At 72.3% G+C, this 22,642-nt stretch carries 22 protein-coding genes; 14 read left to right on the top strand and 8 right to left on the bottom strand.

Translation table 11 applies throughout. The features are described 5' to 3' along the window. Positions 1 to 31: 31 nt before the first annotated feature. The 4 genes from KSK32_RS05840 (at position 32) to KSK32_RS05825 (ending at position 3,612) form a co-directional block, all read left to right on the top strand. Positions 32 to 1,177 (top strand): LCP family protein, encoded by a 1,146-nt coding sequence (locus KSK32_RS05840; protein WP_216929260.1) that lies wholly within the window; start codon positions 32 to 34, stop codon positions 1,175 to 1,177. A 110-nt stretch (positions 1,178 to 1,287) separates the two neighbouring features. After that, positions 1,288 to 1,566, top strand: coding sequence for a F0F1 ATP synthase subunit epsilon (locus tag KSK32_RS05835; RefSeq protein WP_018789134.1), 279 nt, complete (start codon positions 1,288 to 1,290; stop codon positions 1,564 to 1,566). A gap of 12 nt (positions 1,567 to 1,578) precedes the next feature. Continuing rightward, on the top strand, positions 1,579 to 2,034 hold the full coding sequence (locus KSK32_RS05830) for a DUF2550 domain-containing protein (protein ID WP_216929258.1): 456 nt from the start codon (positions 1,579 to 1,581) through the stop codon (positions 2,032 to 2,034). A 999-nt stretch (positions 2,035 to 3,033) separates the two neighbouring features. After that, a complete protein-coding gene (locus tag KSK32_RS05825; RefSeq protein WP_216929256.1) occupies positions 3,034 to 3,612 on the top strand; it encodes a hypothetical protein in 579 nt (192 codons plus the stop codon). A 47-nt stretch (positions 3,613 to 3,659) separates the two neighbouring features. Here KSK32_RS05825 and KSK32_RS05820 read toward each other — a convergent pair whose 3' ends face one another. Further along, positions 3,660 to 4,076 carry a VOC family protein gene (locus tag KSK32_RS05820; RefSeq protein WP_216929255.1) on the bottom strand — a complete coding sequence of 139 codons (417 nt, stop codon included), beginning with the start codon at positions 4,074 to 4,076 and terminating at the stop codon, positions 3,660 to 3,662. Beyond that, positions 4,052 to 4,624, bottom strand: a complete 573-nt coding sequence (locus KSK32_RS05815) for a cob(I)yrinic acid a,c-diamide adenosyltransferase (protein WP_013475364.1) — start codon at positions 4,622 to 4,624, stop codon at positions 4,052 to 4,054. Before KSK32_RS05815 ends, KSK32_RS05820 begins: the two co-directional genes overlap by 25 nt. On the opposite strand from KSK32_RS05815, the gene murA reads away from it, so the two are divergent. After that, entirely contained in the window at positions 4,623 to 6,044 is a 1,422-nt protein-coding gene (gene murA, locus KSK32_RS05810; RefSeq protein ID WP_216929253.1) for a UDP-N-acetylglucosamine 1-carboxyvinyltransferase, read from the top strand. The genes KSK32_RS05815 and murA overlap by 2 nt on opposite strands. A 69-nt stretch (positions 6,045 to 6,113) precedes the next feature. Beyond that, positions 6,114 to 6,962, top strand: coding sequence for a 3-hydroxyacyl-CoA dehydrogenase family protein (locus KSK32_RS05805; RefSeq protein ID WP_135241796.1), 849 nt, complete (start codon positions 6,114 to 6,116; stop codon positions 6,960 to 6,962). A 57-nt stretch (positions 6,963 to 7,019) separates the two neighbouring features. On the opposite strand, the gene KSK32_RS05800 is transcribed toward KSK32_RS05805, so the two are convergent. The 3 genes from KSK32_RS05800 to KSK32_RS05790 form a co-directional block, all read right to left on the bottom strand. Then, positions 7,020 to 7,829 carry an alpha/beta hydrolase family protein gene (locus KSK32_RS05800; RefSeq protein WP_216929251.1) on the bottom strand — a complete coding sequence of 270 codons (810 nt, stop codon included), beginning with the start codon at positions 7,827 to 7,829 and terminating at the stop codon, positions 7,020 to 7,022. Between the two features lie 109 nt (positions 7,830 to 7,938). Then, entirely contained in the window at positions 7,939 to 8,784 is an 846-nt protein-coding gene (locus KSK32_RS05795) for an ABC transporter permease (protein ID WP_216929250.1), read from the bottom strand. Then, entirely contained in the window at positions 8,781 to 9,629 is an 849-nt protein-coding gene (locus KSK32_RS05790; RefSeq protein WP_216929248.1) for an ABC transporter ATP-binding protein, read from the bottom strand. Before KSK32_RS05790 ends, KSK32_RS05795 begins: the two co-directional genes overlap by 4 nt. An 86-nt stretch (positions 9,630 to 9,715) precedes the next feature. Here KSK32_RS05790 and KSK32_RS05785 point away from each other — a divergent pair, with 86 nt between their 5' ends. The 4 genes from KSK32_RS05785 to KSK32_RS05770 all read left to right on the top strand — a co-directional run bounded on the left by KSK32_RS05785 (position 9,716) and on the right by KSK32_RS05770 (position 15,172). Further along, positions 9,716 to 10,240 carry a PadR family transcriptional regulator gene (locus tag KSK32_RS05785; protein ID WP_216929246.1) on the top strand — a complete coding sequence of 175 codons (525 nt, stop codon included), beginning with the start codon at positions 9,716 to 9,718 and terminating at the stop codon, positions 10,238 to 10,240. After that, positions 10,237 to 10,917: an ABC transporter ATP-binding protein gene (locus tag KSK32_RS05780; protein WP_216929239.1), complete on the top strand. Its 681-nt coding sequence runs from the start codon at positions 10,237 to 10,239 to the stop codon at positions 10,915 to 10,917. The genes KSK32_RS05785 and KSK32_RS05780 overlap by 4 nt, the downstream gene beginning before the upstream one ends. Next, on the top strand, positions 10,914 to 13,067 hold the full coding sequence (locus KSK32_RS05775) for an FtsX-like permease family protein (protein WP_216929237.1): 2,154 nt from the start codon (positions 10,914 to 10,916) through the stop codon (positions 13,065 to 13,067). The genes KSK32_RS05780 and KSK32_RS05775 overlap by 4 nt, the downstream gene beginning before the upstream one ends. Before the next feature lie 101 nt (positions 13,068 to 13,168). Beyond that, on the top strand, positions 13,169 to 15,172 hold the full coding sequence (locus KSK32_RS05770; protein ID WP_216929236.1) for a protein meaA: 2,004 nt from the start codon (positions 13,169 to 13,171) through the stop codon (positions 15,170 to 15,172). 69 nt (positions 15,173 to 15,241) lie between these two features. Here the strand turns inward: KSK32_RS05770 and KSK32_RS05765 are convergent, their stop codons facing one another. Both KSK32_RS05765 and KSK32_RS05760 read right to left on the bottom strand, forming a co-directional pair. After that, the gene (locus KSK32_RS05765; protein WP_216929234.1) at positions 15,242 to 15,538 is read right to left on the bottom strand and encodes a DUF1540 domain-containing protein; all 297 of its coding nucleotides are present in this window, start codon (positions 15,536 to 15,538) and stop codon (positions 15,242 to 15,244) included. A 59-nt stretch (positions 15,539 to 15,597) separates the two neighbouring features. Continuing rightward, on the bottom strand, positions 15,598 to 16,215 hold the full coding sequence (locus KSK32_RS05760; RefSeq protein ID WP_216929232.1) for a DUF4126 domain-containing protein: 618 nt from the start codon (positions 16,213 to 16,215) through the stop codon (positions 15,598 to 15,600). A 71-nt stretch (positions 16,216 to 16,286) separates the two neighbouring features. Between KSK32_RS05760 and nucS the strand changes: the two genes are divergently transcribed. Next, positions 16,287 to 16,946 (top strand): endonuclease NucS, encoded by a 660-nt coding sequence (gene nucS, locus KSK32_RS05755; protein WP_216929230.1) that lies wholly within the window; start codon positions 16,287 to 16,289, stop codon positions 16,944 to 16,946. A gap of 9 nt (positions 16,947 to 16,955) precedes the next feature. Here nucS and KSK32_RS05750 read toward each other — a convergent pair whose 3' ends face one another. Further along, complete coding sequence (locus KSK32_RS05750; protein ID WP_216929228.1) at positions 16,956 to 18,458, bottom strand: aldehyde dehydrogenase family protein; 1,503 nt, start codon at positions 18,456 to 18,458, stop codon at positions 16,956 to 16,958. A gap of 218 nt (positions 18,459 to 18,676) precedes the next feature. On the opposite strand from KSK32_RS05750, the gene KSK32_RS05745 reads away from it, so the two are divergent. The 3 genes from KSK32_RS05745 (at position 18,677) to KSK32_RS05735 (ending at position 22,633) form a co-directional block, all read left to right on the top strand. Further along, positions 18,677 to 19,123 (top strand): FHA domain-containing protein, encoded by a 447-nt coding sequence (locus KSK32_RS05745; protein ID WP_216929226.1) that lies wholly within the window; start codon positions 18,677 to 18,679, stop codon positions 19,121 to 19,123. A 531-nt stretch (positions 19,124 to 19,654) separates the two neighbouring features. Continuing rightward, positions 19,655 to 20,719 carry an alpha/beta hydrolase gene (locus KSK32_RS05740; protein WP_216929224.1) on the top strand — a complete coding sequence of 355 codons (1,065 nt, stop codon included), beginning with the start codon at positions 19,655 to 19,657 and terminating at the stop codon, positions 20,717 to 20,719. A gap of 123 nt (positions 20,720 to 20,842) precedes the next feature. Continuing rightward, the gene (locus KSK32_RS05735; RefSeq protein WP_216929222.1) at positions 20,843 to 22,633 is read left to right on the top strand and encodes a 3-hydroxyacyl-CoA dehydrogenase family protein; all 1,791 of its coding nucleotides are present in this window, start codon (positions 20,843 to 20,845) and stop codon (positions 22,631 to 22,633) included. The last annotated feature ends 9 nt before the right edge of the window (positions 22,634 to 22,642 follow it).

Below are 22,642 nucleotides of genomic sequence, written 5' to 3'. Positions count from 1 at the left end.
CGTATCCCTACCGTGGGCGCGACGATTGGAGATGCTCGTGGGCGGTAAGGGCGGCGCGGATCGCGGAAAGCGGTCCATGTGGCGCGGCGTGCCCCGGTGGGCCCGTGTCTGCACGATCCTGGGCATCGTCATGGTGGTGCTCAGCGGTTCCGTGCTGATCGGCTCCCGCGCCCTGGTCGCCCGTTACGAGGGATCGGTCGGCAAGGCGGACCTCTTCGGTGACCAGGCCGCCGGCGCCAACGAGAAGAAGAGCGACATCAAGGGCCCGCTCAACATCCTGCTGGTCGGCGTGGACCCGCGTACGTCGACGGCCCGCCCGCTGGCCGACTCGATCATGGTGCTGCACGTGCCCGCCAGCATGGACCGGGGCTATCTCTTCTCGCTCCCGCGCGACCTGCGGGTGGACATCCCGGCCTTCCCCAAGGCCGACTACCCGGGTGCCAACGACCGGCTCAACGCGGCCATGTCGCACGGCAGCAACGTCCCCGGGCAGAACCCCAGCACCGCGCAGGGCTTCGAGCTGCTCGCCAAGACCGTGCAGGAGGTCACCGGCATCACGCGCTTCGACGCCGGCGCGATCATCAACTTCAGCGGCTTCAAGAAGATCGTCGACGCCATGGGCGGCGTCGACATGTACATCGAGCGGGAGGTGCGGTCCGAACACCTCCAGCCGGACGGCACGCCCCGCCAGCTCAGGCCCGGTGGCGGCGGCTACCTCGGGCCCCAGGCGGTGTACAAGAAGGGCAACGCCCACCTGGAGGGCTGGCAGGCACTCGACTACGTCAGGCAGCGCTACCCGAAGAACGGCGTGCCGGACAGCGACTACGGCCGGCAGCGGCACCAGCAGCAGTTCGTCAAGGCGATGGCGAGCCAGGCGTTCAGCGCCGACGTGGTGACCAACCCGGTCAAGCTGGACCGGGTGTTGCGCGCGGCCGGCAAGTCGCTGGTCTTCAACGGGCGCGGCAACAGCGTGGTGGACTTCGGGCTGGCGCTGAAGGACATCCGCCCCGACGCGATCGAGACGATCAAGCTGCCGGGTGGGGGGATCGGCACCGGCAGCAATTACCGGGGTGAGCAACTGCTCGAACCGGCCGAGGACTTCTTCACCGCGCTACGTGCCGAACAGCTCGACGCCTTCCTGCTGGAGCACCCCGACTTCATCCAGAAGGCCAAGTAGCCTGAGCGGGTGCGGGGCCGTGGTGGTCCGGCTCTCACCACCCGCGTTGGGTGGGCCGCAGGGGCGCGACTAGACTTTCGGCAACCCCGCCGCCGCAGCAAGGAGACAGCGTGGCACAGCAGCTTCACGTCGAGCTCGTAGCCGTCGAGGAGAAGGTCTGGACCGGCGAGGCCGAGATGGTCGTCGCGCGGACGACCGAGGGTGAGCTCGGTGTGCTGCCGGGGCACGCACCGCTGCTCGGCCAGCTCGCGGAGCCCAGCCAGGTACGCATCAAGCAGGCCGGTGGCCAGCAGGTCGCATTCGACGTACCCGGCGGCTTCCTGTCGGTGACCGCCGAGGGCGTCACGGTGCTCGCCGAGAGCGCAACCCCCGCCACCCCGGCCCGCTGAGCCGACCCGCCGATGGAGATCGTCGAAGGGTTCGGAATCGGCGTCGCGGTAGTCGTCGTCGCCATTCTGATCCTCTTCATCCGGCGGGCCCTGTTCACGCGTAGCGGTGGCATCATACGGCTGAGCGTCCGGGTCAACACGATCCTCGACGGTCGCGGCTGGTCACCCGGATTCGGTCGCTTCGTCGGCGACGAGCTCCGCTGGTATCGCATGTTCAGCTTCGCGCTGCGCCCCAAGCGGGTTCTCTCGCGTAAGGGGCTGGCGGTCGAGCGTCGCCGGCTGCCCGAGGGCCAGGAGCGCATGTCCATGCCGGCCGAGTGGGTCATCCTTCGCTGTACCAGCCACCACGCGCCGATCGAGATCGCCATGGCGCGATCCACGGTCACCGGATTCCTGTCCTGGCTCGAGGCCGCCCCTCCGGGGGCGGTCTCGCCGCGTCTGGCGTCCCAGGACTGGCCCGCCGCCTGAGCGCGCCCCGCACACTCCGCCCCACCCCTGTCGATCGCGAGCCCCTCTGTCGCCGATCTGGAGTTGTGGCGCCTCGGATGCCCGGTTAGCGCATTTGGCGAGGTGCCACAACTCCAGATCGGCGGGTTGGCCGAGGTTCGCGGGAGTTCTCGTCGGCCCGGCCGAGAGCCGTTCGGTGTCCCGCCGGTGCCGCCGCGTGATCTTGCACTTCGGTGCCCCGCAAACCACGCGAATGGGGTGTCCAGGGGGCGCGAACTGCAAGATCGCGTGGTGTGGGTGATGCTCCGGCGCTTCGGTCCCGCCCCTTGCGGGCTCGCTCGGTCCCGCCGGCCCGAGCCCGCGCGAGCCCGCCGGGCCGAGCCCGCCGGCTCGGTTCCGCTCGACCTGGCCGGTCCGACCGGGTCGATCATGAACTTGGCGGTGTCTGGTGTCCGTTTCGTCGCCGTCAACCTCATGATCGACGTTCTGCGGGGTGCCCGGGGAGGCCCTTTCGGCAGGTGATCAAGGAGTTTGGGTCCTCGGCGGCGCCGGGAACTGCCGCAAACTCCTTGATCACCCGGGGCGTGGGGTGCGGTGCCTCGGCTGGGCCCGGTCGGGGGTCGGGTGTGTGTGGGGGGGCTTGTGGGTGGTGTGTCGGGTTCGGGGGTGGTGGGCGGCACTGTGGGGGTGGAATCGGCGGCGGGTGGGTGGCGTTGTAACCGGGTGAACGGCCGAGCACCGCGGCGCCCTCAGCGGGCGGCATCCGCGAGGCCCCGGGAATGATCCCGGTCGGCTGGTCGTTGAACACGGTTCCGACGACGTGAACCCGCGCCGCTCGACGGTGGCGTGAGGCGCCCGGGAATGATGCCGGGTGGCGGGTCGTTGGACATGCTTCCGGCGCCGCGATGTGGCACCCCCTGCCTGCGTGTGCGGCCGGATCCCCCAGTCTTTCTGAGCGCCTGACGGTGCCCACGCATCCCGCCCCGGCGGGTGTGTCGACCCCCGAATGGAGCGTGTGTGATGAACACGATTCTGCGGAAGAGCGTTCTGGGTATTGCTGGTCTGGCTTTCACCGGTGGTGTGTTCGCCGGTCCGGTGGCCGCCCACGCGGCGGACACCACCGCCCACGCGGCCAAGCCGGTGAGCGTCTCGGTGCAGGGCGACAAGCTGGTCCCGCATGGTGTGCAGGGTGAGCAGTCGCGGATCGAGCTGAACGACGAGCAGGTCGCGAATGTGAAGGCGATCATCGCGGCGACGAAGAAGGCCGGGATGGACGAGCGTGCCGCGGTGGTGTCGATCGCGACGGCGTTGCAGGAGTCGAAGCTGGAGAACCTCGGTCACCTGGGTGACCGTAACGACCACGACTCGCAGGGCCTGTTCCAGCAGCGCCCGTCTAGCGGGTGGGGCACGGTGGAGCAGATCACCGACCCCGAGTACTCCACCACGGCGTTCCTGAAGGGTCTGAAGCAGGTCGACGGCTGGCAGGACATGCCGCTGACCAAGGCCGCCCAGACCGTCCAGGTCTCCGCCTACCCCGACCACTACGCCCAGTGGGAACAGCAGGCCGCCGACCTGGTCGCCGAACACTGGACCAAGTAAGACCCACAGCGAGACAGGCCGGCACCCCGACAACGGGGTGCCGGCCTTCACGCGTCTGCGACCAACTCGACCTCGTACCCCTGCCCGTCGGTCAGGTAGGCGGCGTAGCTGTCCGGGCCGCCAGCGTGCGGGTGCCGCTCCGGGAACAGCAGCGTCCAGCCGTACTCTCCGGCGGTAGTGACCAGGCGGTCGACGGCGGCCGGCGGGCCGGCGTGGAAGGCCAGGTGGTTCAGCCCGGGCGCGCGCCTGTCGTGGGTGCGGCCGGTGAGCGCGGGTGACTCCTCCAGCACGACGTAGGTCGCGTCGAGGCGCCAGGAGCGGCCTGCGGGCCAGTCCTGGTGCGGCGTCCAGCCCAGCTCACCGAGAAGCCAGCCCCAGGAACGACTGGCCGCCGCCAGGTCGGGTACCCAGACCTCCACGTGATGGAGGCCGCCGATGGTCAGCGCTTCCCGCCCGGCACCCATAGCACGTCGCCGTCCGGATTTGCCGTTCTTGACAGGATAAAGAGCAAATCGGAGAGCCGGTTGAGATACTTTGCCGGGAGGGGACTGGTCCGATCGGGGTCGTGTGCGACCAGCGCCCACGCCGCACGCTCGGCGCGCCGGGCGGTCGTCCGTGCCACGTGCAGCAGTGCCGCGCCCGCGGTGCCGCCGGGGAGGATGAAGGAGTCGAGCTTGCTCAGGCGCGCGTTGTACTCGTCGCACCAGCCCTCGAGGCGCTCGACGTACTCCTCGGTCACCCGCAGCGGCGGGTACTTCGGGTCCGGCTCCACCGGCGTCGCCAGGTCCGCGCCGACGTCGAACATGTCGTTCTGCACGGACTCCAGCACGGCCCGCAGCTCGTCCGAGAGCTGCCCCAGGGCGAGCGCGACGCCGATCGAGGCGTTGCACTCGTCCACGTCCGCGTACGCGGCGATGCGCGGATCAGTCTTCGGCACCTGCTCGTTGTTGCTCAGCCTGGTCATGCCGGCGTCGCCGGCCTTGGTGTAGATGCGCGTGAGGTGGACGGCCATGACGCACAGCCTACGGATACCGGACCTGACCATCCCAGCCCGGCCGAGTCCGGTGGGGCCGGGGGACGCGAGCGATCCGGCGCTCAGCGACGTCGACGTCATCCGGGTACGCGGCGACGCCCGGCTCGCCGGCACCGTGCACGTGGTGGGTGCGAAGAACTCCGCGCTGAAGCTGATGGCCGCCGCGTTGCTCGCGCCCGGCCGCAGCCTGATCACCAACGTGCCCCGGATCACCGACATCGCGATCATGGGCGAGGTGCTGCGGCGGCTCGGCTGCGGCGTACGCTTCGGCCCGGACGACCCGGTCGACCCGATGGTGGCCCAGGGCGGTGTGGAGCGGTCCCGGTCGGTGCTCATCGACGTGCCGGAGCGGCCCGGCGCGGAGGCCGACTACGACCTGGTCCGCCGGCTGCGCGCGTCGATCTGCGTGCTCGGCCCGCTGCTGGCCCGCCGAGGGTACGTCCGGGTGGCCCACCCCGGCGGCGACGCGATCGGCTCGCGCGGCCTGGACATGCACATCGCCGGGCTGGCCCGGATGGGCGCGGAGATCTCCGGTGAGCACGGCTTCGTCATCGCCGAGGCGCCGGGCGGGCTGCACGGCGCCGACATCGTGCTGGACTTCCCGAGCGTGGGCGCGACCGAGAACCTGGTCATGGCGGCGGTGCTGGCCCGGGGCGCCACGACGATCGACAACGCGGCCCGGGAGCCGGAGATCGTCGACATCTGCACGATGCTGAGCCGGATGGGCGCCCGCATCGAGGGGGCTGGCACGTCGACGCTGCACATCGTCGGCGTACCCGAGCTGCGGCCGGTCCGGCACGCCACCGTGGGGGACCGGATCGTGGCCGGCACCTGGGCGTTCGCCGCCGCGATGACCCGCGGCGACGTGACGGTGACCGGCCTGGACCCGGCGTACCTGGAGGTCGCGCTGGACAAGCTGGTCGCGGCCGGCGGCCTGGTGGAGACCCGGGGCGACGCCTTCCGAGTACGGATGGACGACCGCCCACGGGCGGTCGACGTGGTCACGCTGCCGTACCCGGGTTTCGCCACCGACCTGCTGCCGATGGCGATCGGGCTGGCGGCGGTCAGCGACGGCGGCTCGCTGATCACCGAGAACATCTTCGACGGCCGGTTCATGTTCGCCAACGAGATGATGCGGCTGGGTGCGGAGATCCGTACCGACGGCCACCACGCCCTGGTGTGCGGCCGGGAGCGGCTGTCCGGCGCCCCGGTACGCGCCACCGACATCCGGGCCGGCGCCGGCCTGATCATCGCCGGGCTCTGCGCCGACGGGCTGACCGAGGTCTCGCACGTGCACCACGTCGACCGGGGCTACCCGGACTTCGTGGCCGACCTGCGGGCGCTCGGCGTCGAGGTGGAGCGCGGCACCGCGCCGGAGGAACCGGACCTGGCCATCTGACGGCCGGGGCTTATCCCTCGTTAAGTAGGGTTCTGGCAGACGTTGCAGAACACGGCGAGGGAGAAGCAGATGGCGGGTCGACTCGCGGTCGTCGGTGCCGGGCTGATGGGCTCGGGCATCGCCCAGGTGGCGGCGCAGGCGGGCTGGCAGGTGACGCTGCGCGACATCGACGACGCGGCCACGAAGCGCGGTGTGGACGGCATCCGGAAGTCGCTGACGAAGTTCGCCGAGAAGGGCAAGATCGAGGCGTCCGACGTCGAGGCGACGCTGGGCCGGATCACCCCGACCACCGACCTGGAGGCCGCCGCCGACGCGGACATCGTGGTCGAGGCGGTCTTCGAGAAGATCGAGATCAAGCATGAGGTGTTCCGCGCGCTCGACAAGATCTGCAAGGCGGACGCGGTGCTGGCCACCAACACGTCGGCCATCCCGGTGACCCAGATCGCCACCGCCACCGAGCGCCCGGAGTCGGTCGTCGGCACGCACTTCTTCTCGCCGGTGCCGATGATGAAGCTGTGCGAGCTGGTACGCGGCTACAAGACCAGCGACGCGACGATGGACACGGTGAAGTCGTTCGCCGAGGGGATCGGCAAGACCGTGGTGGTGGTCAACCGGGACATCGCCGGTTTCGTCACCACCCGGCTGATCTGCGCGCTGGCGATGGAGGCGGTCAAGCTCGTCGAGTCCGGCGTGATCTCCGCCGAGGACCTGGACACCGCTTGCAAGCTGGGCTTCGGCCACGCCATGGGCCCGCTCGCCACAGTCGACCTGACCGGCGTGGACGTGCTGCTCAACGCCACCCGCAACATCTACACCGACACCGCCGACGAGAAGTTCTTCCCGCCGGAGCTGCTCCAGCGCATGGCCACCGCCGGCGACCTGGGCCGCAAGACCGGCCAGGGCTTCTACTCGTACTGACCGGCCCGTCCCGCCCCCGGCCCGCGCGGCCGGGGGCGGTTCACGGCTGCGGGCGGTTCAGGTGCGGGGCGGGCTGAGCGCGGCGCCGATCAGCGCGAACGCGTCCGGGAGGACGGTGCCCCAGTAGCCGAAGTTGTGCCGCCCGTCGGCCCAGGCGGCGCGTACCGGCTCCTCGGGCAGTGCCCGGGCCAGCGCCCGGACGTCCTTGAGGAAGTTGTCCTGCCGCCCGCACCAGAGCCCGACCGGGGTGCCGCGCAGTTTCTCCACGCCGGCGAAGACCGCGTCGCCGGGGCTCACCGCGGGGGAGAAGGCCGCCGCCATCCGCAGCCACCTCGGGTACGTCTCCGCGAGCAGCAACGCGCCGAAGCCCCCCATCGACCAGCCCCAAACAGCCAGCCGGCTGCTGTCGAACCCGCGCCGGGCGCACCAGGTGGGCACCTCCTCGCGCACCATCCGCTGCGGGTCGTCGTCACCGGCGGCGCGCCAGGACAGCCGTCCGCCGGTGGCGCCCGCGAGCGCGAACGGCGGGGCGCCCCGGCGTACCGCGTCGGTGAGGAAGCGGGCCAGCCCGAACCGGCCGTAGTCGCGCGGGGTGGCCGACGCGCCGTGCAGCACCAGGCAGACGGGCAGGCCGCGGCCGTCGCCGTAACCCTCGGGCACCGCCGTCCAGAAGTCCACCTCACGGCCGCGCGCGCCGGACGCGATACGGATGAGCCGCTCGTCGCCGGCCGGGGCGTCCGGCAGGGCCGGAGCCGGTCCCGGTCGAGGGCCGGCCAGTTGCCGGGCGGCCAGGCCGCCGACCAGGCCGACCCCGGCGATCCCGGCGGCGGCGGTCAGCACCGTCCGCCGGGTCAGCGTGTGTGCCATGCCGGCGAGTGTGCCACCTCGGGTTAGGAAGGGCCCCTTCTTAACGCGCACTGTTAATAGAGGGCCCTTCCTCTACCGGAGGCGTTAATAGGGGGCCCTTCCTTACACCTCAGCCGTCGCGCTTGGTGGTCCAGCGGAACGTGGTCAGGCAGAGCACCAGGCCGATGACACACCAGGCGCCCAGCACCAGCGCGACGGTGCCCAGCTCGAACGAGCCGCCCGGCTCCCGCGCGCCGAAGCTGTCCGGCAGGAACACCGCGCGCAGTCCCTGGCACATCCACTTCAGCGGGAAGATCGCCGCGACCTGCTGCATCCAGGTGGGCAGGCTGGTGAAGACGAAGAACACGCCGGAGATGAACTGGAGCACCAGCGCGACCGGCGTGACCACCGCCGAGCCGCTGCGGGCGGTGCGGGCCAGCGACGAGATTGCGATGCCGCACAGTGTGCAGGCGGTGACGCCGAGGACGGCGACCCAGGCGAACGTCAGCCACTTGCCGGTGGTCTGCGGCAGGTCCAGGTCGAACATCGCCACCGAGACGGCGAGCAGCAGCGCGGTCTCGGCGACGCCGATGACCACCACCATGATCACCTTGCCGGCGAACCAGACCCACTTCGGCATCGGCGTGCCGCGGTAGCGCTTGAGCACGCCCCGGTCCCGCTCGATCGGGATCCAGATGCCGAGGTTCTGGAAGCTCACGGTCATCAGGCCGGTCGCGATCATGCCGGTGATGAAGTACTGCGTGTAGCTGACCCCGGGCGCGATCTCGTCGCTGAAGATCGCCGCGAAGATCAGGATCATGATGATCGGGAAGCCCATCGTGAACACGACGGACTCCCGGCTGCGCAGGAACTGGGTGATCTCCAGCCGACCCTGGCGCATCGCCAGCGCGCCCGCGCCGGTCCGCCGCGCCGGGGTGGCGGCGACCGGGGCTACGGGCTTCGTCGTGGTGGTCATGAGTGTCCGATCATCCGCAGGTAGACGTCTTCCAGGGTCGGCCGGGTCACGGTCAGGCCGGGCACCTCGCCGCCGAAGCGCGCGGCCAGGTCGGCCACCAGCGCCGTCGGCGTCGCGGTCTCCGCCGAGGCCGGCGTCCCGTCGGGGGTACGCCAGGAGACGGTCGCCAGCGACTCCTGGCGGTTGCCGAGCGCGGTCGGCGGCGCGACCTCGATCACCCGCCCGGCGGCGATCACGCCGACCCGGTCGGCGAGCGCCTCGGCCTCGTCCAGGTAGTGGGTGGTGAGCACGATCGTGGTACCGGCGGCGGACAGGTCCCGGATCAGCTCCCAGAACTCGCGGCGGGCCTCCGGGTCGAAGCCGGTGGTCGGTTCGTCGAGGAAGAGCAGCTCGGGGCGGCCGATGATGCCGAGCGCCACGTCCAGGCGGCGCTTCTGCCCGCCGGAGAGCGTGTGCGTGCGCGCCTTGGCCTTGGCGCCCAGCCCGACCCGCTCGACCACCTTGTCCGGGTCGTCCGCGCCCGGGTAGAAGCCGGAGAAGTGCCGGACCACCTCGATGACGCTGAGCTCGTCGAACTCGCCGGTGCCCTGGAGCACGATGCCGACGCGGGAGCGCCAGCCGGCGTCGGGGTGGGCGGGGTCGGCACCGAGGACGCGTACCTCGCCGGCGTCGCGCTGCCGGTAGCCCTCCAGGATCTCGACCGTGGTGGTCTTGCCGGCGCCGTTCGGGCCGAGCAGGGCGAACACCTCGCCCCGGTGGACGTCCAGATCCACCCCGGCCACGGCGACGTTGCCGCCGTACGCCTTGCGCAGCCCTCGCACGGAAATCGCGAGCTCGTTCTCCATGACGTCAAGTGTGCGTCGTGCGGCGGCCCGTTCCGCTGCCGGGTCAGCTATATACGCGAGGTATACACCCGGTGTATTCTCTTGTCATGACGGTTCCCCTGACCCTGCTCGGGCTGCTCGAACGCGAACCGAGCCACGGCTACGACCTCAAGCGCGACTACGACACCTTCTTCGGGCGCGGCAAGCCGCTGCCGTACGGGCAGGTCTACTCGACGCTCAGCCGGCTCGCCCGCGACGGCAAGGTGGTGGTCGGCGATGTCGCTCCCGGTGCCGGTCCGGACCGCAAGCGCTACGTGATCACCGACGTGGGCGCCACCGAGGTGGAGCACTGGCTGACCGAGCCGGTCGAACCGGAACCGCACCTCCAGACCCTGCTGTTCACCAAGGTCGTGCTCGCGCTGATGCTCGACCGCCCGGCCGAGGAGTACCTGGACAGCCAGCGCGCCGCCCACCTGAGCCGGATGCGCGAGCTGACCGAGATCAAGCGCAACGGCGAGCTCGTCGACGTGATGCTCGCCGACCACGGCCTCTACCACCTGGAGGCGGACCTGCGGTGGATCGAGACGACAGGCGCCCGGCTGGACGCCCTGAGAAAGGCGGTACGGCGATGAGCCCGATGATCGAGGCCCGCGACGTCACGTACGCGTTCGGCGAGACACCGGCCCTGCGTGGCGCGAGCCTCGCCGTGGCGGCCGGCGAGGTGGTCGCCGTGATGGGACCGAGCGGCTCCGGAAAGTCGACGTTGCTGCACTGCCTGGCCGGCATCCTGCGCCCCGACTCCGGCGAGGTCCGGTTCGACGGCACCCGGATCGACACGCTCGGCGAGGCCGACCGCAGCGCGCTGCGCCGCGACAGCTTCGGCTTCGTCTTCCAGTTCGGGCAGCTCGTGCCGGAACTCACCGCGGCGGAGAACGTGGCGTTGCCGCTGCTGCTGCGCGGCGTCCGCCGCACTCCGGCGCTGCGCGCCGCCCGGGGTTGGTTCGAGCGGCTCGGCCTGGCCGGCCTGGAGCACCGCCGCTCCGGCGAGCTGTCCGGCGGGCAGGCCCAGCGGATCGCGCTGGCCCGCGGCCTGGTCGCCGAGCCCCGGGTGCTGTTCGCCGACGAGCCCACCGGCGCGCTCGACTCGCTCACGGGCGAGGAGGTGATGACGCTGCTGGTGGACGCCGCCCGCGAGCGGGGCACCACTGTCGTCCTCGTGACGCACGAGGCGCGCATCGCCGCGTACGCCGACCGGGAGGTCATGGTGCGGGACGGCCGGGTCCACGCCCCCGCCGGGGTCGGCTCGTGACCGGGCTGGCGCTGCGGCTCGCCGTCGCCGGTGGCCGGGAGGCGCTGCTCCGGCTGGTCGCCATCGCCGCCGCCGTTGCGGTGGGCACCGGGCTGCTGCTCACCACGCTCGCCGGCGTGCACGCCGCCGGCGCCCAGCTCACCCGCTACGCCTCGATGTACCCGCAGGAGACGGCCGACGGGGCCGCCGACCCGCTGCTGTGGTCCACCCGGACCGACTACTTCCGCGGCGACCAGATCGTCCGCGTCGACGTCGCCGCGACCGGCCCGGACGCGCCCACGCCGGTCGGCGTCCCCCGTACTCCCGGGCCCGGCGAGTTCTACGCCTCCCCGGCGCTGCGGCAGCTGCTGGCCGCCGCCCCCGCCGACCAGCTCGCCGACCGTTATCCGGGCCGGGATCTCGGCGCCGTCGGGCCGGCGGCGCTCACCTCGCCGGACACCCTGCTCGTCCTGGTCGGCGGCACCCCGGAGCAGGTGAGCAGGCTCGACCAGGTCCGGAAGATCACCCGGCTCGACGACAACAGCGCTCCGCTGCCGGGGGCGGCGGTCGACCTCATCCTCGGCGTGGTCGGGGGCGGGCTGCTGTTTCCCTTACTCGTCTTCATCGGTACGGCGACCCGGCTCGGCGCCGCCCGCCGCGAGCAGAGGTTCGCGGCCATGCGGCTGGTCGGGGCCACGCCCCGGCAGATCTCGGCGATCGCGGCCGTCGAGGCCGCGCTCGCGGCGGCGGCCGGCGCGGCGGCGGGCTTCGCGGTGTTCTTCGCGTTCCGCGGGCAGCTCGCCGGCATCCCGTTCACCGGCATGCCGTTCTTCCCGGACGACATGGCCCTCGGGGCGCCGGAGGCCCTCGTGGTGGCGCTCGGCGTGCCGGCGGGCGCGGCGGCCGCCGCCTGGATCGCCCTGCGCCGGGTCCGGATCTCCCCGCTCGGCGTCAACCGCCGGGTCACCCCGCGACCGCCCCGGGTGTACCGGCTGATCCCGCTCGCCCTCGGCCTGGCCGGGCTGGGATTCGCCCTGGTCTACCGGCCCCCCACGTCGGACGGTCAGACCGCGCTGTTCCTGCCCGCCCTGCTGCTGGTCATGGTCGGCCTGATCACGGGCGGCCCGTGGCTGACCATGGTCGGCGCCCGGGCGATGGCCGCCCGGGCCAGCCGGCCGGCCGCGCTGATCGCCGCGCGCCGGCTCGCCGACAACCCGGCCGCCGGGTTCCGGGCGGTGAGCGGGGTGATGCTCGCGCTGTTCGTCACGACGGTGGCCGTGGGCGTGATGGGGACGATCGCACACGAGCGCGGTCCGGCGCCCCGGGGTTCCCTGGAGGCCGGCCGGCTCTCGATGGTGCTGACGGACGACCCCCCGGTGCCCGGCACGCTGCTGGCCGACCTCGACGCGGTCCCAGGCGTACGCGACCCGCTGCTGGTGCGGGAGAACCCGGTGCGGGGCGTCGGCCGCGACTCCGGGGTGATCGCCTGCGCGGACATCCCGCCCGCCTACGGTCGGTGCGCCCCCGGGGCGGCCGTCGCCGAGGTGCCGCCGGGCCTGATCCCCTGGCGGGAGTCGGCCTCGGCCGACCGGGTATGGCCGTCGTCGTCGGTGGACCCGACCGCCCTCGCGGGGCTGCCGGCGAGTGAGGTGGCGGTGGACGCGGACGGTCCGGTCGCGGTCGAGCGGGCCCGCACGATCCTCGAAGCCGCCTTTCCCACCTTCTTCGTGGCGCCGAACGTGCCCGGCGACTTCGAGGCCGACTTCGCCGACACCATGCGGGGCTGGCAGCGGCTGGCCGACATCGTCGTGGTGGCCGGTCTCGCGCTCGCCGGGTGCAGCCTGGCGGTGGCGGTGGCGGCCGGTCTGAGTGAACGGAAGCGGCCGTTCAGCCTGCTGCGGCTCAGTGGCGCCCCGGTACGCCTGCTGCGCCGGGTGGTGGCCCTGGAGAGCACGGTGCCGCTGCTGACCGTGGTCGTGGTCGCGGTCGGGGCGGGACTGGTCGCCGCGCACCTGTTCCTGCGCGCGCAGATGGACTACGACCTGCGCGTGCCCGGGATCGGGTTCGCGGCGGTGGTGGCGCTGGGCGTGCTCGGCTGCCTCGCGGTCGTCGCCGCCACCCTGCCGCTGCTGGAACGGATCACCGGCCCGGAGACCGCCCGCAGCGAGTGACCCGCACGGTGGGCCGGCCGTGCGCCGGCCCACCGGTGGGGCCGTCGGGTTGTGTGGTTTTCCACACTCTCTTTTACTGAACGGTAACTTAAACTCCGGCCATGGACGACGCGATGCCGGGACGACTGCCGGAGCGGGACCGCCCGTGGGTGATGCGCACGTACGCCGGGCACTCCTCCGCCGCGGCCACCAACGCGCTCTTCCGCCGCAACCTGGCGAAGGGGCAGACCGGCCTGTCGGTCGCCTTCGACCTGCCCACCCAGACCGGGTACGACCCGGACCACGAGCTGGCCTCCGGCGAGGTGGGCCGGGTCGGCGTGCCGCTGTCGCACCTGGGCGACATGCGGGCGCTGTTCGAGGGCATCCCGCTCGCCGAGATGAACACCTCGATGACCATCAACGCCCCGGCGATGTGGCTGCTCGGCCTCTACGGCACCGTCGCCGCCGAGCAGGGCGCGGAGCTGAGCCGCTGCGCCGGCACCACGCAGAACGACATCATCAAGGAGTACCTGTCCCGGGGGACGTACATCTTCCCGCCGGCGGCGTCGCTGCGGCTGACCGCCGACGTGATCGCGTACACGCTGCGGGAGATGCCCCGGTGGAACCCGGTGAACATCTGCTCGTACCACCTCCAGGAGGCCGGCGCCACGCCGGTGCAGGAGGTCGGCTTCGCGCTGGCCACGGCCGTCGCCGTGCTGGACACCGTGCGCGACTCCGGCCAGGTGCCGGCCGAGCGGATGGGCGACGTGGTCCAGCGGATCTCGTTCTTCGTCAACGCCGGGGTGCGCTTCGTCGAGGAGATCGCCAAGATGCGCGCGTTCGGCGCGCTCTGGGACGAGATCACCCGCGACCGCTACGGCGTGGAGAACCCGAAGCAGCGCCGGTTCCGCTACGGCGTCCAGGTCAACTCCCTGGGCCTGACCGAGGCGCAGCCGGAGAACAACATCCAGCGCATCGTGCTGGAGATGCTGGGCGTCACGCTGTCCCGCGACGCCCGCGCCCGCGCCGTGCAGCTGCCCGCCTGGAACGAGGCGCTCGGCCTGCCCCGCCCGTGGGACCAGCAGTGGTCGCTGCGCATGCAGCAGGTGCTGGCGTACGAGTCGGACCTGCTGGAGTACCCGGACCTGTTCGCCGGCTCGCACGTGATGACCGCGCTGGTCGACGACATCGTCTCGGGTGCCCGCGTCGAGCTGGAGAAGGTCCTGGAGATGGGCGGTGTGGTGACCGCCGTCGAGTCCGGCTACCTCAAGAGCGCGCTGGTGGCCTCGCTCGCCGACCGGCGCCGCCGGATGGAGTCCGGCTCGGACGTGGTGGTCGGCGTCAACCGGTTCACCGAGACCGAGCCGTCCCCGCTCACAGCGGCCGGCGCCGAGGCGATCGAGCAGGTGGACCCGGCCGTCGAGGAGGCGGCCACCGACGGCGTACGCCGGTGGCGGGCCGACCGCGACGCGGCGGCGGTCGAGGCGGCGCTGGAGCGGCTGCGTGCCGACGCCGCCACCACGGCGAACCTGATGGCGGCGACGCTCGACTGCGTGCGGGCCGGGGTCACCACCGGCGAGTGGGCGGGCGCGCTGCGCCAGGTGTACGGCGAGTACCGCGCGCCGACCGGCCTGGCCGGGGCGGCCGGGGCAGCCGGTGACGCGACCCTCGCCGGGGTCCGCGAACGGGTCGTCGCGACCGCCCGGGAACTGGGCAGCGGCCGGCTGCGGCTGCTGGTCGGCAAGCCGGGGCTGGACGGGCACTCCAACGGCGCGGAGCAGATCGCGGTACGCGCCCGCGACGCCGGCTTCGAGGTGGTCTACCAGGGCATCCGGCTGACCGCCGGGCAGATCGTGGCGGCGGCCGTGGAGGAGGACGTCGACCTGGTCGGGCTCTCCGTGCTCTCCGGCTCGCACCTGGCCGCCGTGCCGGCGGTGCTGGACGGGCTGCGCGCGGCCGGGCGGGGCGACCTGCCGGTGGTGGTGGGCGGGATCATCCCGGCCGCCGACGCGCAGGCGCTGCGGACCGCCGGGGTGGCCCGGGTGTTCACGCCGAAGGACTTCGCGCTCACCGGCATCATCGACGAGCTGGTCACCGTGATCCGCGAGGCGAACGCGCTGGAGTGAAAGGAAGGGCCCCCTCTTAACGCCTCCGGTAGGGAAGGGGCCCCTTCTTAACACCCGCTGGCGCGCGGCTCAGCGGCTCTCGTAGGTCATGCAGTCGGCCATGTCCATGTCGGGGCCGACGGTGATGGCCGGAGCGCGACACTCCAGGTCGGAGTTGTGCCGGCAGTCGGCGCGTGAGCACGCGCCGACCTGGGCGACCAACTGGTCGAGGCCGCCGCGCACCGGCATCTCCACGAACGTGTGGCAGTGGGCGTGGTCGCTGCTGCCGATCGTGATGGCGAAGGCGTGGCAGTCGTTCGTGTGGTTGTAGGCGCAGGACCTGACGGCGCACTCCTGGACCCGGGGCATCTCCAACGACGCGGTCATCTCCCGTACCTCCTTGGGTTTCTTGCCCCGATTTTAGAGGTTTCGAGAGTCGGTGCGGGTCAGACGCGGAAGCCCGCCGCGCGCGCGGCGGCGCGCTCCCGCCGCCGCTCCCGGCGGCGGCGGAACAGCCAGGGTACGAAGAACACCAGGGCGACCAGGAACACCAGGACCAGCACCGGCAGCAGCAGCGCCACCACCGACATCACCACGCTCGTCGCGTCCTCGGCGGTGCTGGCGACCGGCGCGCCCACCCCGGCCGTGGTCGCGTTGATGACCGGCCGGGCGGCGGCCTTGAGCAGGTGCACGCCGAGCGCGATGAGCACACCGACCACCACCGGCACCCACTGGTGCGTGGAGAAGAACGTGTCCGGGTCGCTCACGGTGACCGTCTCGGAGCCGGCGCCCGCGCCGAACGCGAGCCCGCCGGCGGTCGGCCGCACCACCGTCTGCACCACGTCGTTGACGTGGTCGACCACCGGCACCTTGTCGGCCACCATTTCGACCGCGAGCAGGACCGCGAGGATGAGCACCACCCAGCCGTTGCCGAGCCACTGCCAGCCGCTCGGCAGCTCGACCAGGTCGGTGTAGCGGGACAGCAGGCCCATCAAGAGGAGCGGAATGTAGGCGTTCAGGCCCGCCGAGGCGGCCAGGCCGGAACCGGTGAGGACTTCGAGCACGATCTCAATATGGCACCGGTACGCCAGTGGCGCTCGTCGGCGTCCGCCGGGGCCTCGGCTACCCTCGGCGGGTGCGGTTGGTGATTGCGAAGTGCTCGGTGGACTATGTCGGACGGCTCTCGGCCCACCTGCCCCCGGCGACCCGGTTGCTCATGGTGAAGGCGGACGGGTCGGTGTCGATCCACGCCGACGACCGGGCCTACAAGCCGTTGAACTGGATGAGCCCGCCCTGTCGGCTGGAGGAGGCCCCCGGCGTCTGGCGGGTGGTGAACAAGGCCGGCGAGGAGCTGCGCATCACCCTGGAGGAGATCTTCCAGGACACCTCGTACGAGCTGGGCGTCGATCCGGGCCTGCGCAAGGACGGCGTCGAGGCGCACCTCCAGGAGCTGCTCGCCGCGAACCCGGGGACGCTGGGGGAGGGCTTCACACTGGTCCGGCGGGAGTACATGACCGCGATCGGCCCGGTCGACCTGCTCTGCCGGGACGCGGTCGGCGGCGCGGTGGCGGTCGAGGTGAAGCGGCGCGGCGAGATCGACGGCGTCGAGCAGCTCACCCGCTACCTGGAGCTGATGAACCGCGATCCGCTGCTCGCGCCGGTCACCGGCGTGTTCGCGGCACAGGAGATCAAGCCGCAGGCCCGGGTGCTCGCCACCGACCGGGGCATCCGCTGCGTGGTGGTCGACTACGACAAGCTGCGCGGCATCGAGCGCGACGAGCTGACGCTGTTCTGAGGCGCCGCCTCAGCGGCCCCGGCCGTACATCAGCTTGGCGATCTTGACGATGCGGGCGACGTCGGCCGGGGTGCGCTCGAACGTCATCGCCGGCAGCAGCGACCGGGCCCGGCGGCGGGTGACCGACTTGGGCCGGCCGAACTCGCGCAGGCCCTCCTCGCCGTGGATGCGGCCGAAGCCGGACTCGCCGGTGCCGCCGAACGGCAGCGTCGACATGCCGGCGAACGTCAGTGCCGAGTTGACCGAGGCCATCCCGGAGCGCAGCCGCCGCGCCACCGCCACCGCCCGCGCCCGGCCGAAGACCGAACCCCCGAGCCCGTACGGCAGCGCGTTGGCCCGCTCGACCGCCTCGTCCACGTCGCGGACGCGGTTGACCACGAGCGTCGGGCCGAACGTCTCCTCCTGCACGGCGGCCGAGTCCTCCGGCACGTCGACCAGGACCGTCGGGTGCACGTAGGGCGGCTGGACCGCCTCCGGGCCGCCGAGCACCGCCCGGCCGCCCCGGTCGATCGCGTCGTCGATGTGCCGGCGGATGACATCGATCTGCGACGGCATGGTGATCGGGCCGAGGTCGGACCCGTCGGCGCCGACGGTGAGCCGGCCGGCCTTCGCCACCACCTTCTCCACGAAGGCGTCGAAGACCTGGTCGACCGCGTAGACCCGCTCGATGCCGATGCACGTCTGGCCGGCGTTTGTCAGCCCGCCCCACACGCACGCCTCCGCCGCGGCGTCCAGGTCGGCGTCGGTGTCCACGATCATCGCGTCCTTGCCGCCGGCCTCCAGCAGCACCGGCGTGAGCGTCTCGGCGCAGGCGGCCATCACCCGCTTCCCGGTCGCGGTCGAGCCGGTGAACGCGACCTTGCCGACCCCGGAGCGGCACAGCGCCGCGCCGACCGCGCCGAAGCCGTGCACCACCTGGAACACCGGCTGCTCCGGCACCACCTCGGCGAACCGGTCGACCAGCCACTGACCGACCGCGGGGGTGTACTCGCTCGGCTTGAAGACCACGGCGTTGCCGGCGGCGAGCGCGTACGCGACGGAGCCGATCGGCGTGAAGACCGGGTAGTTCCACGGGCCGATCACGCCGACCACGCCGTACGGCTGGTATTCGAGGTGACCGGTGAACTCGGCGAGGATCAGACGGGAGCGGACCCGGCGCGGCCCGAGCACCCGCCGGGCGTTGCGGGCCGCCCAGTCGATGTGCTCCAGCGCGGTGAGGATCTCCACCACCGCGTCACCGACCGGCTTGCCGCCCTCGGTGTGCATCAGGTCGGCCAGTTCCTCGATCCGCCGGGCGAGCACGCCGCGCCAGCGCTGGAGGCGGTCCCGCCGGTCGGCGAAACCGAGCCCGGCCCACCAGTCGCCGGCCTCCCGGGCGCGGTCGACCGCGGCACGCACGTCCGCCTCGGCGGCCACCGGGAATCTGCCTGCCTCGGCGCCGGTGGCCGGGCTGGTCGACACCAGCAGACCTTCGGAGATGAGCGGGGCGCCCGGCACATGTACAGCGGTCATGGCCGAAGTCTAGACCCGAGGATTACTCGCCGGTAGGTGTCGAACGCGCCGTACGCTGCGCGGACGATCAGCCGTCGCATCGACGGAAGTGCCGTCCGAAACGGCGAACGGGAGATGACCGGCCGGGGTCGCGGGGGTGACCGCGCGGGGGTGCAAGCCACTACGGTGAGGTGGCAGGCTGACGCCGCGGGGCGATGTGGGGTGGAGGTCGACTGTCCATGGAGGAGCATCCTGAGCTGATGCCGTTGCTGACGGTGTCGGGCGGGGCGATGCGGGGGCTCACGTTCCGGGTCGGCCAGGAGGCACAGGTGATCGGCCGGGCGCCGACCGCCGACATCGTGCTCGCCGACCCGCACCTGAGCCGGCGGCACGCCACCGTGCGGGCCACCCCGGAGGGGGTGCTGCTCACCGACCTCGGCTCGACCAACGGCACCTGGCTCAACGACACCCGGGTCACCGGTAGCGTGGCCATCGCCGACGGCGACGTGGTCCGGCTGGGCCGTACCGACCTGCGCCTCTACGACCCGGGTGTGGCCCGGACCGATCCGGTCGGGATGAGCTTCGGTGCGCTCCGCCGCGACCAGCGGCCCACCCTGCCGCTGCCGGTTCCCGGGCCGCGCCAGCCGATCGAGGCGCGCGAGGCGCAGCCGGCCGACGCCCGCTAGACCTCGGGCATCCGCTGGGTTCTCGGGGCCGCTGAGCACGGCACTCGGCTGGACCCGCACGGCTGCTCACCGTCGGCGCCCGCCGGGCTTCGAGGCCGCGCTGGGCCCCGGGGCCGCTGGTTCCGGCACCCGCTGACCCCGCACGCCCGCGCTGACCCCGCCCCCCGCCCCCCGCCCCCGCCCCCGCCCCCGGCCCCGCCGCCCCCTCCCCGGCCCCGCCCATTCGCGGTGATCAAGGAGTTTGGGCACGGAAACGACTCCCGCGATGACGCAAATCCTTGATCACCGCCGCCGAAGCGCCTGCGGAGGGTGGGCGGGGCCGGATGGGCGCTCCCAGGCCCGGTCGATCATGAAGTTGGCGGCGTTCTGCGTCCGGTTTGTCGCCGCCAACTTCATGATCGACGCGGTGAGGAGTGGGTGGGGTGGTGCGTGCGGGCCATGGCGAGCCGGGCTGGGCGGCCACGTTCGGGTGGGGTGCTGTGGCGGTGGGGTACATGGACCGGGGGCGGGGGCGCGTGCCAGCATGCGCGGATGCGCAGCGAACGGCTCACGGTCCAGGCCAACGGCATCACCCAGGCGGTCCGCGTGGCCGGTCCACCGGACGGCGTGCCGGTGCTGCTGGTGCACGGCAACGTCTCCTCCTCCGCGTTCTGGGAGCCGCTGCTGGCCCGGCTCCCGGAGACGCTGCGGGTGGTCGCCCCCGACCTGCGCGGGTACGGCGAGACCGACACCGCGCCGGTCGACGCCACCCGAGGGCTGGATGACTTCGCCGACGACGTGGCCGCGCTGCTGGACGCCCCGGAGCTGTTCCCGTCCGGCGCCCGGCCGGTGGTGGCCGGGCACTCGCTGGGCGGTGGCGTCGCGATGCGGCTTCTCGTCGGCCACCCGGATCGGGTGGCGGGACTGCTGCTGGAGGCGCCGGTGTCCCCGTACGGCTTCGGCGGCACCCGGGATCTCGACGGCACCCCCACCACGCCCGACTTCGCCGGCACCGGCGCCGGAGGTGCGAACCCGGACTTCGTGGCCCGCCTCGCCGCCGGTGACCGGGGCGCGGACGGTCCGACCAGCCCGCGCTCGGTGCTGCGCGCCGCGTACGTGGCCGACCCCGCCGCGCTCGGCGACGACGAGGACCTGCTGCTGGGGAGCATGCTGACCACCGCCACCGGGGACGACAACTACCCGGGCACGGCTGTCGCCTCGGCCCACTGGCCGGGGACCGCCGCCGGGGGGCGCGGCGTGCTCAACGCGCTGGCCCCGGCCCACTTCCGGCTCGCCGACGAGCTGGTCGCCGTGCCGCTCAAGCCGCCGGTGACCTGGGTACGCGGCGACGCCGACGTGATCGTCTCGGACACCTCGCTGTTCGACCTGGCGTACCTCGGTCAGCTCGGTGTGGTGCCCGGCTGGCCCGGCGAGGCTCAGTGCCCGCCGCAGCCGATGGTGGGGCAGACCCGCGCGGTGCTGGACCGGTACGCGGCGGCCGGCGGGACGTACCGGGAGGTGGTGCTGCCCGGCTGCGGGCACAGCCCGCACCTGGAACGGCCGGCGGAGTTCGTCGCCGAGCTGCTGGCGCTGGCCGGGGAGAACGCCGCCGGGTGAGGCGCGGTGCGTGAAATATCCCACGGCGTCTCGACAACACAGCGTCACGTGGCAGACTCCGGCGCATAACCTTAGCGGCCGTTCATGTCGCGGACGGCGGAGTCGAGCCAGGGGAGGCCGGTCGTGGCGCGGGAGTTCACCAGGGTGGGCGTGGTGGGTCTGGGCACCATGGGTGCCGGCATCGTGGAGGTGTTCGCCCGCAACGGCCTCGACGTCACGGCTGTCGAGATCTCCGACGCTGCGCTGGAGCGCGGCCGGGCCACGCTCACCGGCTCCACCGACCGGGCCGTGGCCAAGGGCAAGCTCGCCGAGGCCGAGCGGGACGCCCTGATGGCGCGGGTCGACTTCCGGGTCGGGCTGGACGCGCTGCACGACGTGGACCTGGTGATCGAGGCGGTGCCCGAGCACCTGGACCTCAAGCAGCGGATCTTCGCCGAGCTGGACCGGGTCTGCAAGCCCGAGGCGATCCTCGCCACCAACACGTCCTCGTTGAGCGTCACCGAGATCTCCGTCGCCACCACCCGGCCAAACCAGGTCATCGGCATCCACTTCTTCAACCCGGCCCCGGTGATGAAGCTGGTCGAGGTGGTCCGCACGGTGGTCACCTCCGCCGACGTGGTCGCCGACGTGGAGGCGCTCTGCGAGCGGCTCGGCAAGGTCGACGTGACGATCAGCGACCGGGCCGGCTTCATCGCCAACGCGCTGCTGTTCGGCTACCTGAACCACGCGGTCGGCATGTTCGAGGCCCGATACGCCACCCGCGAGGACATCGACGCCGCCATGAAGCTCGGCTGCGGCCTGCCGATGGGCCCGCTCGCGCTGATGGACCTGATCGGCCTGGACACCGCCTACGAGATCCTCGACACCATGTACCGGCGCGGCGGCCGGGACCGGCGGCACGCCCCGGCCCCGCTGCTCAAGCAGATGGTCACCGCCGGTCTGCTGGGCCGTAAGTCCGGTCGCGGCTTCTACACCTACGAGCGGCCGGGCTCGCCGAAGGTCGTACCCGACGAGTTCACGCCACTCGCCGCGGACGCCGCGCTCGCCGACGGCGCCCGCGCTATCGCGAAGGTCGGCGTGGTCGGCTCCGGCACCATGGCCACCGGCATCATCGAGGTGTTCGCCAAGGCCGGGTACGAGGTCGTCTCGGTGACCCGGGGCGCGGAGAAGTCCGCGAAGGTCTGCGAGGCGGTCAAGACCTCGCTGAACAAGGGCGTGGTACGGGGCAAACTCAGCGAGACCGACCGGGACGACGCCCTCGGCCGGATCACCTGGTCCGCGACGCTTGAGCACCTGGCCGACGTCGACCTGGTGGTCGAGGCCGTGATCGAGGAGCTGAGCGTCAAGAAGGCGCTGTTCGCCAGCCTCGACGAGATCTGCAAGCCCGGCGTCGTGCTCGCCACCACCACCTCGTCGCTGCCGGTGATCGACGTGGCGATGGCGACCCAGCGTCCCGCCGACGTGGTCGGCCTGCACTTCTTCAACCCGGCGCCGATCATGCCGCTGGTGGAGATCGTGCAGACCATCCGTACCTCCGCCGAGACGTCGGCCACCGCCCGCGCGGTCTGCGCGAAGCTCGGCAAGACCGGAGTGGTCTGCGGCGACCGGTCCGGCTTCATCGTCAACGCGCTGCTGTTCCCGTACCTGAACGACGCGGTGAAGATGCTGGAGGCCAGCTACTCGACCGCCGACGACATCGACTACGCGATGAAGCTCGGCTGCGGCTACCCGATGGGCCCGTTCGAGCTGCTCGACGTGGTCGGCCTGGACGTCTCGCTGGCCATCCAGCGGGAGCTGTACCTGGAGCTGCGCGAGCCCGGCTTCGCCCCGGCGCCGTTGCTGGAGCACCTGGTCACGGCCGGCTACCTGGGCCGCAAGTCCGGCCGCGGGTTCCGCGACCACACCCGGCGCTGACCCCGGTCA

The organism is Micromonospora sp. WMMB482, assembly GCF_019038635.1.
Lineage (GTDB): Bacteria > Actinomycetota > Actinomycetes > Mycobacteriales > Micromonosporaceae > Micromonospora > Micromonospora marina.
This window is presented reverse-complemented; position numbering and strand designations above follow the sequence as displayed.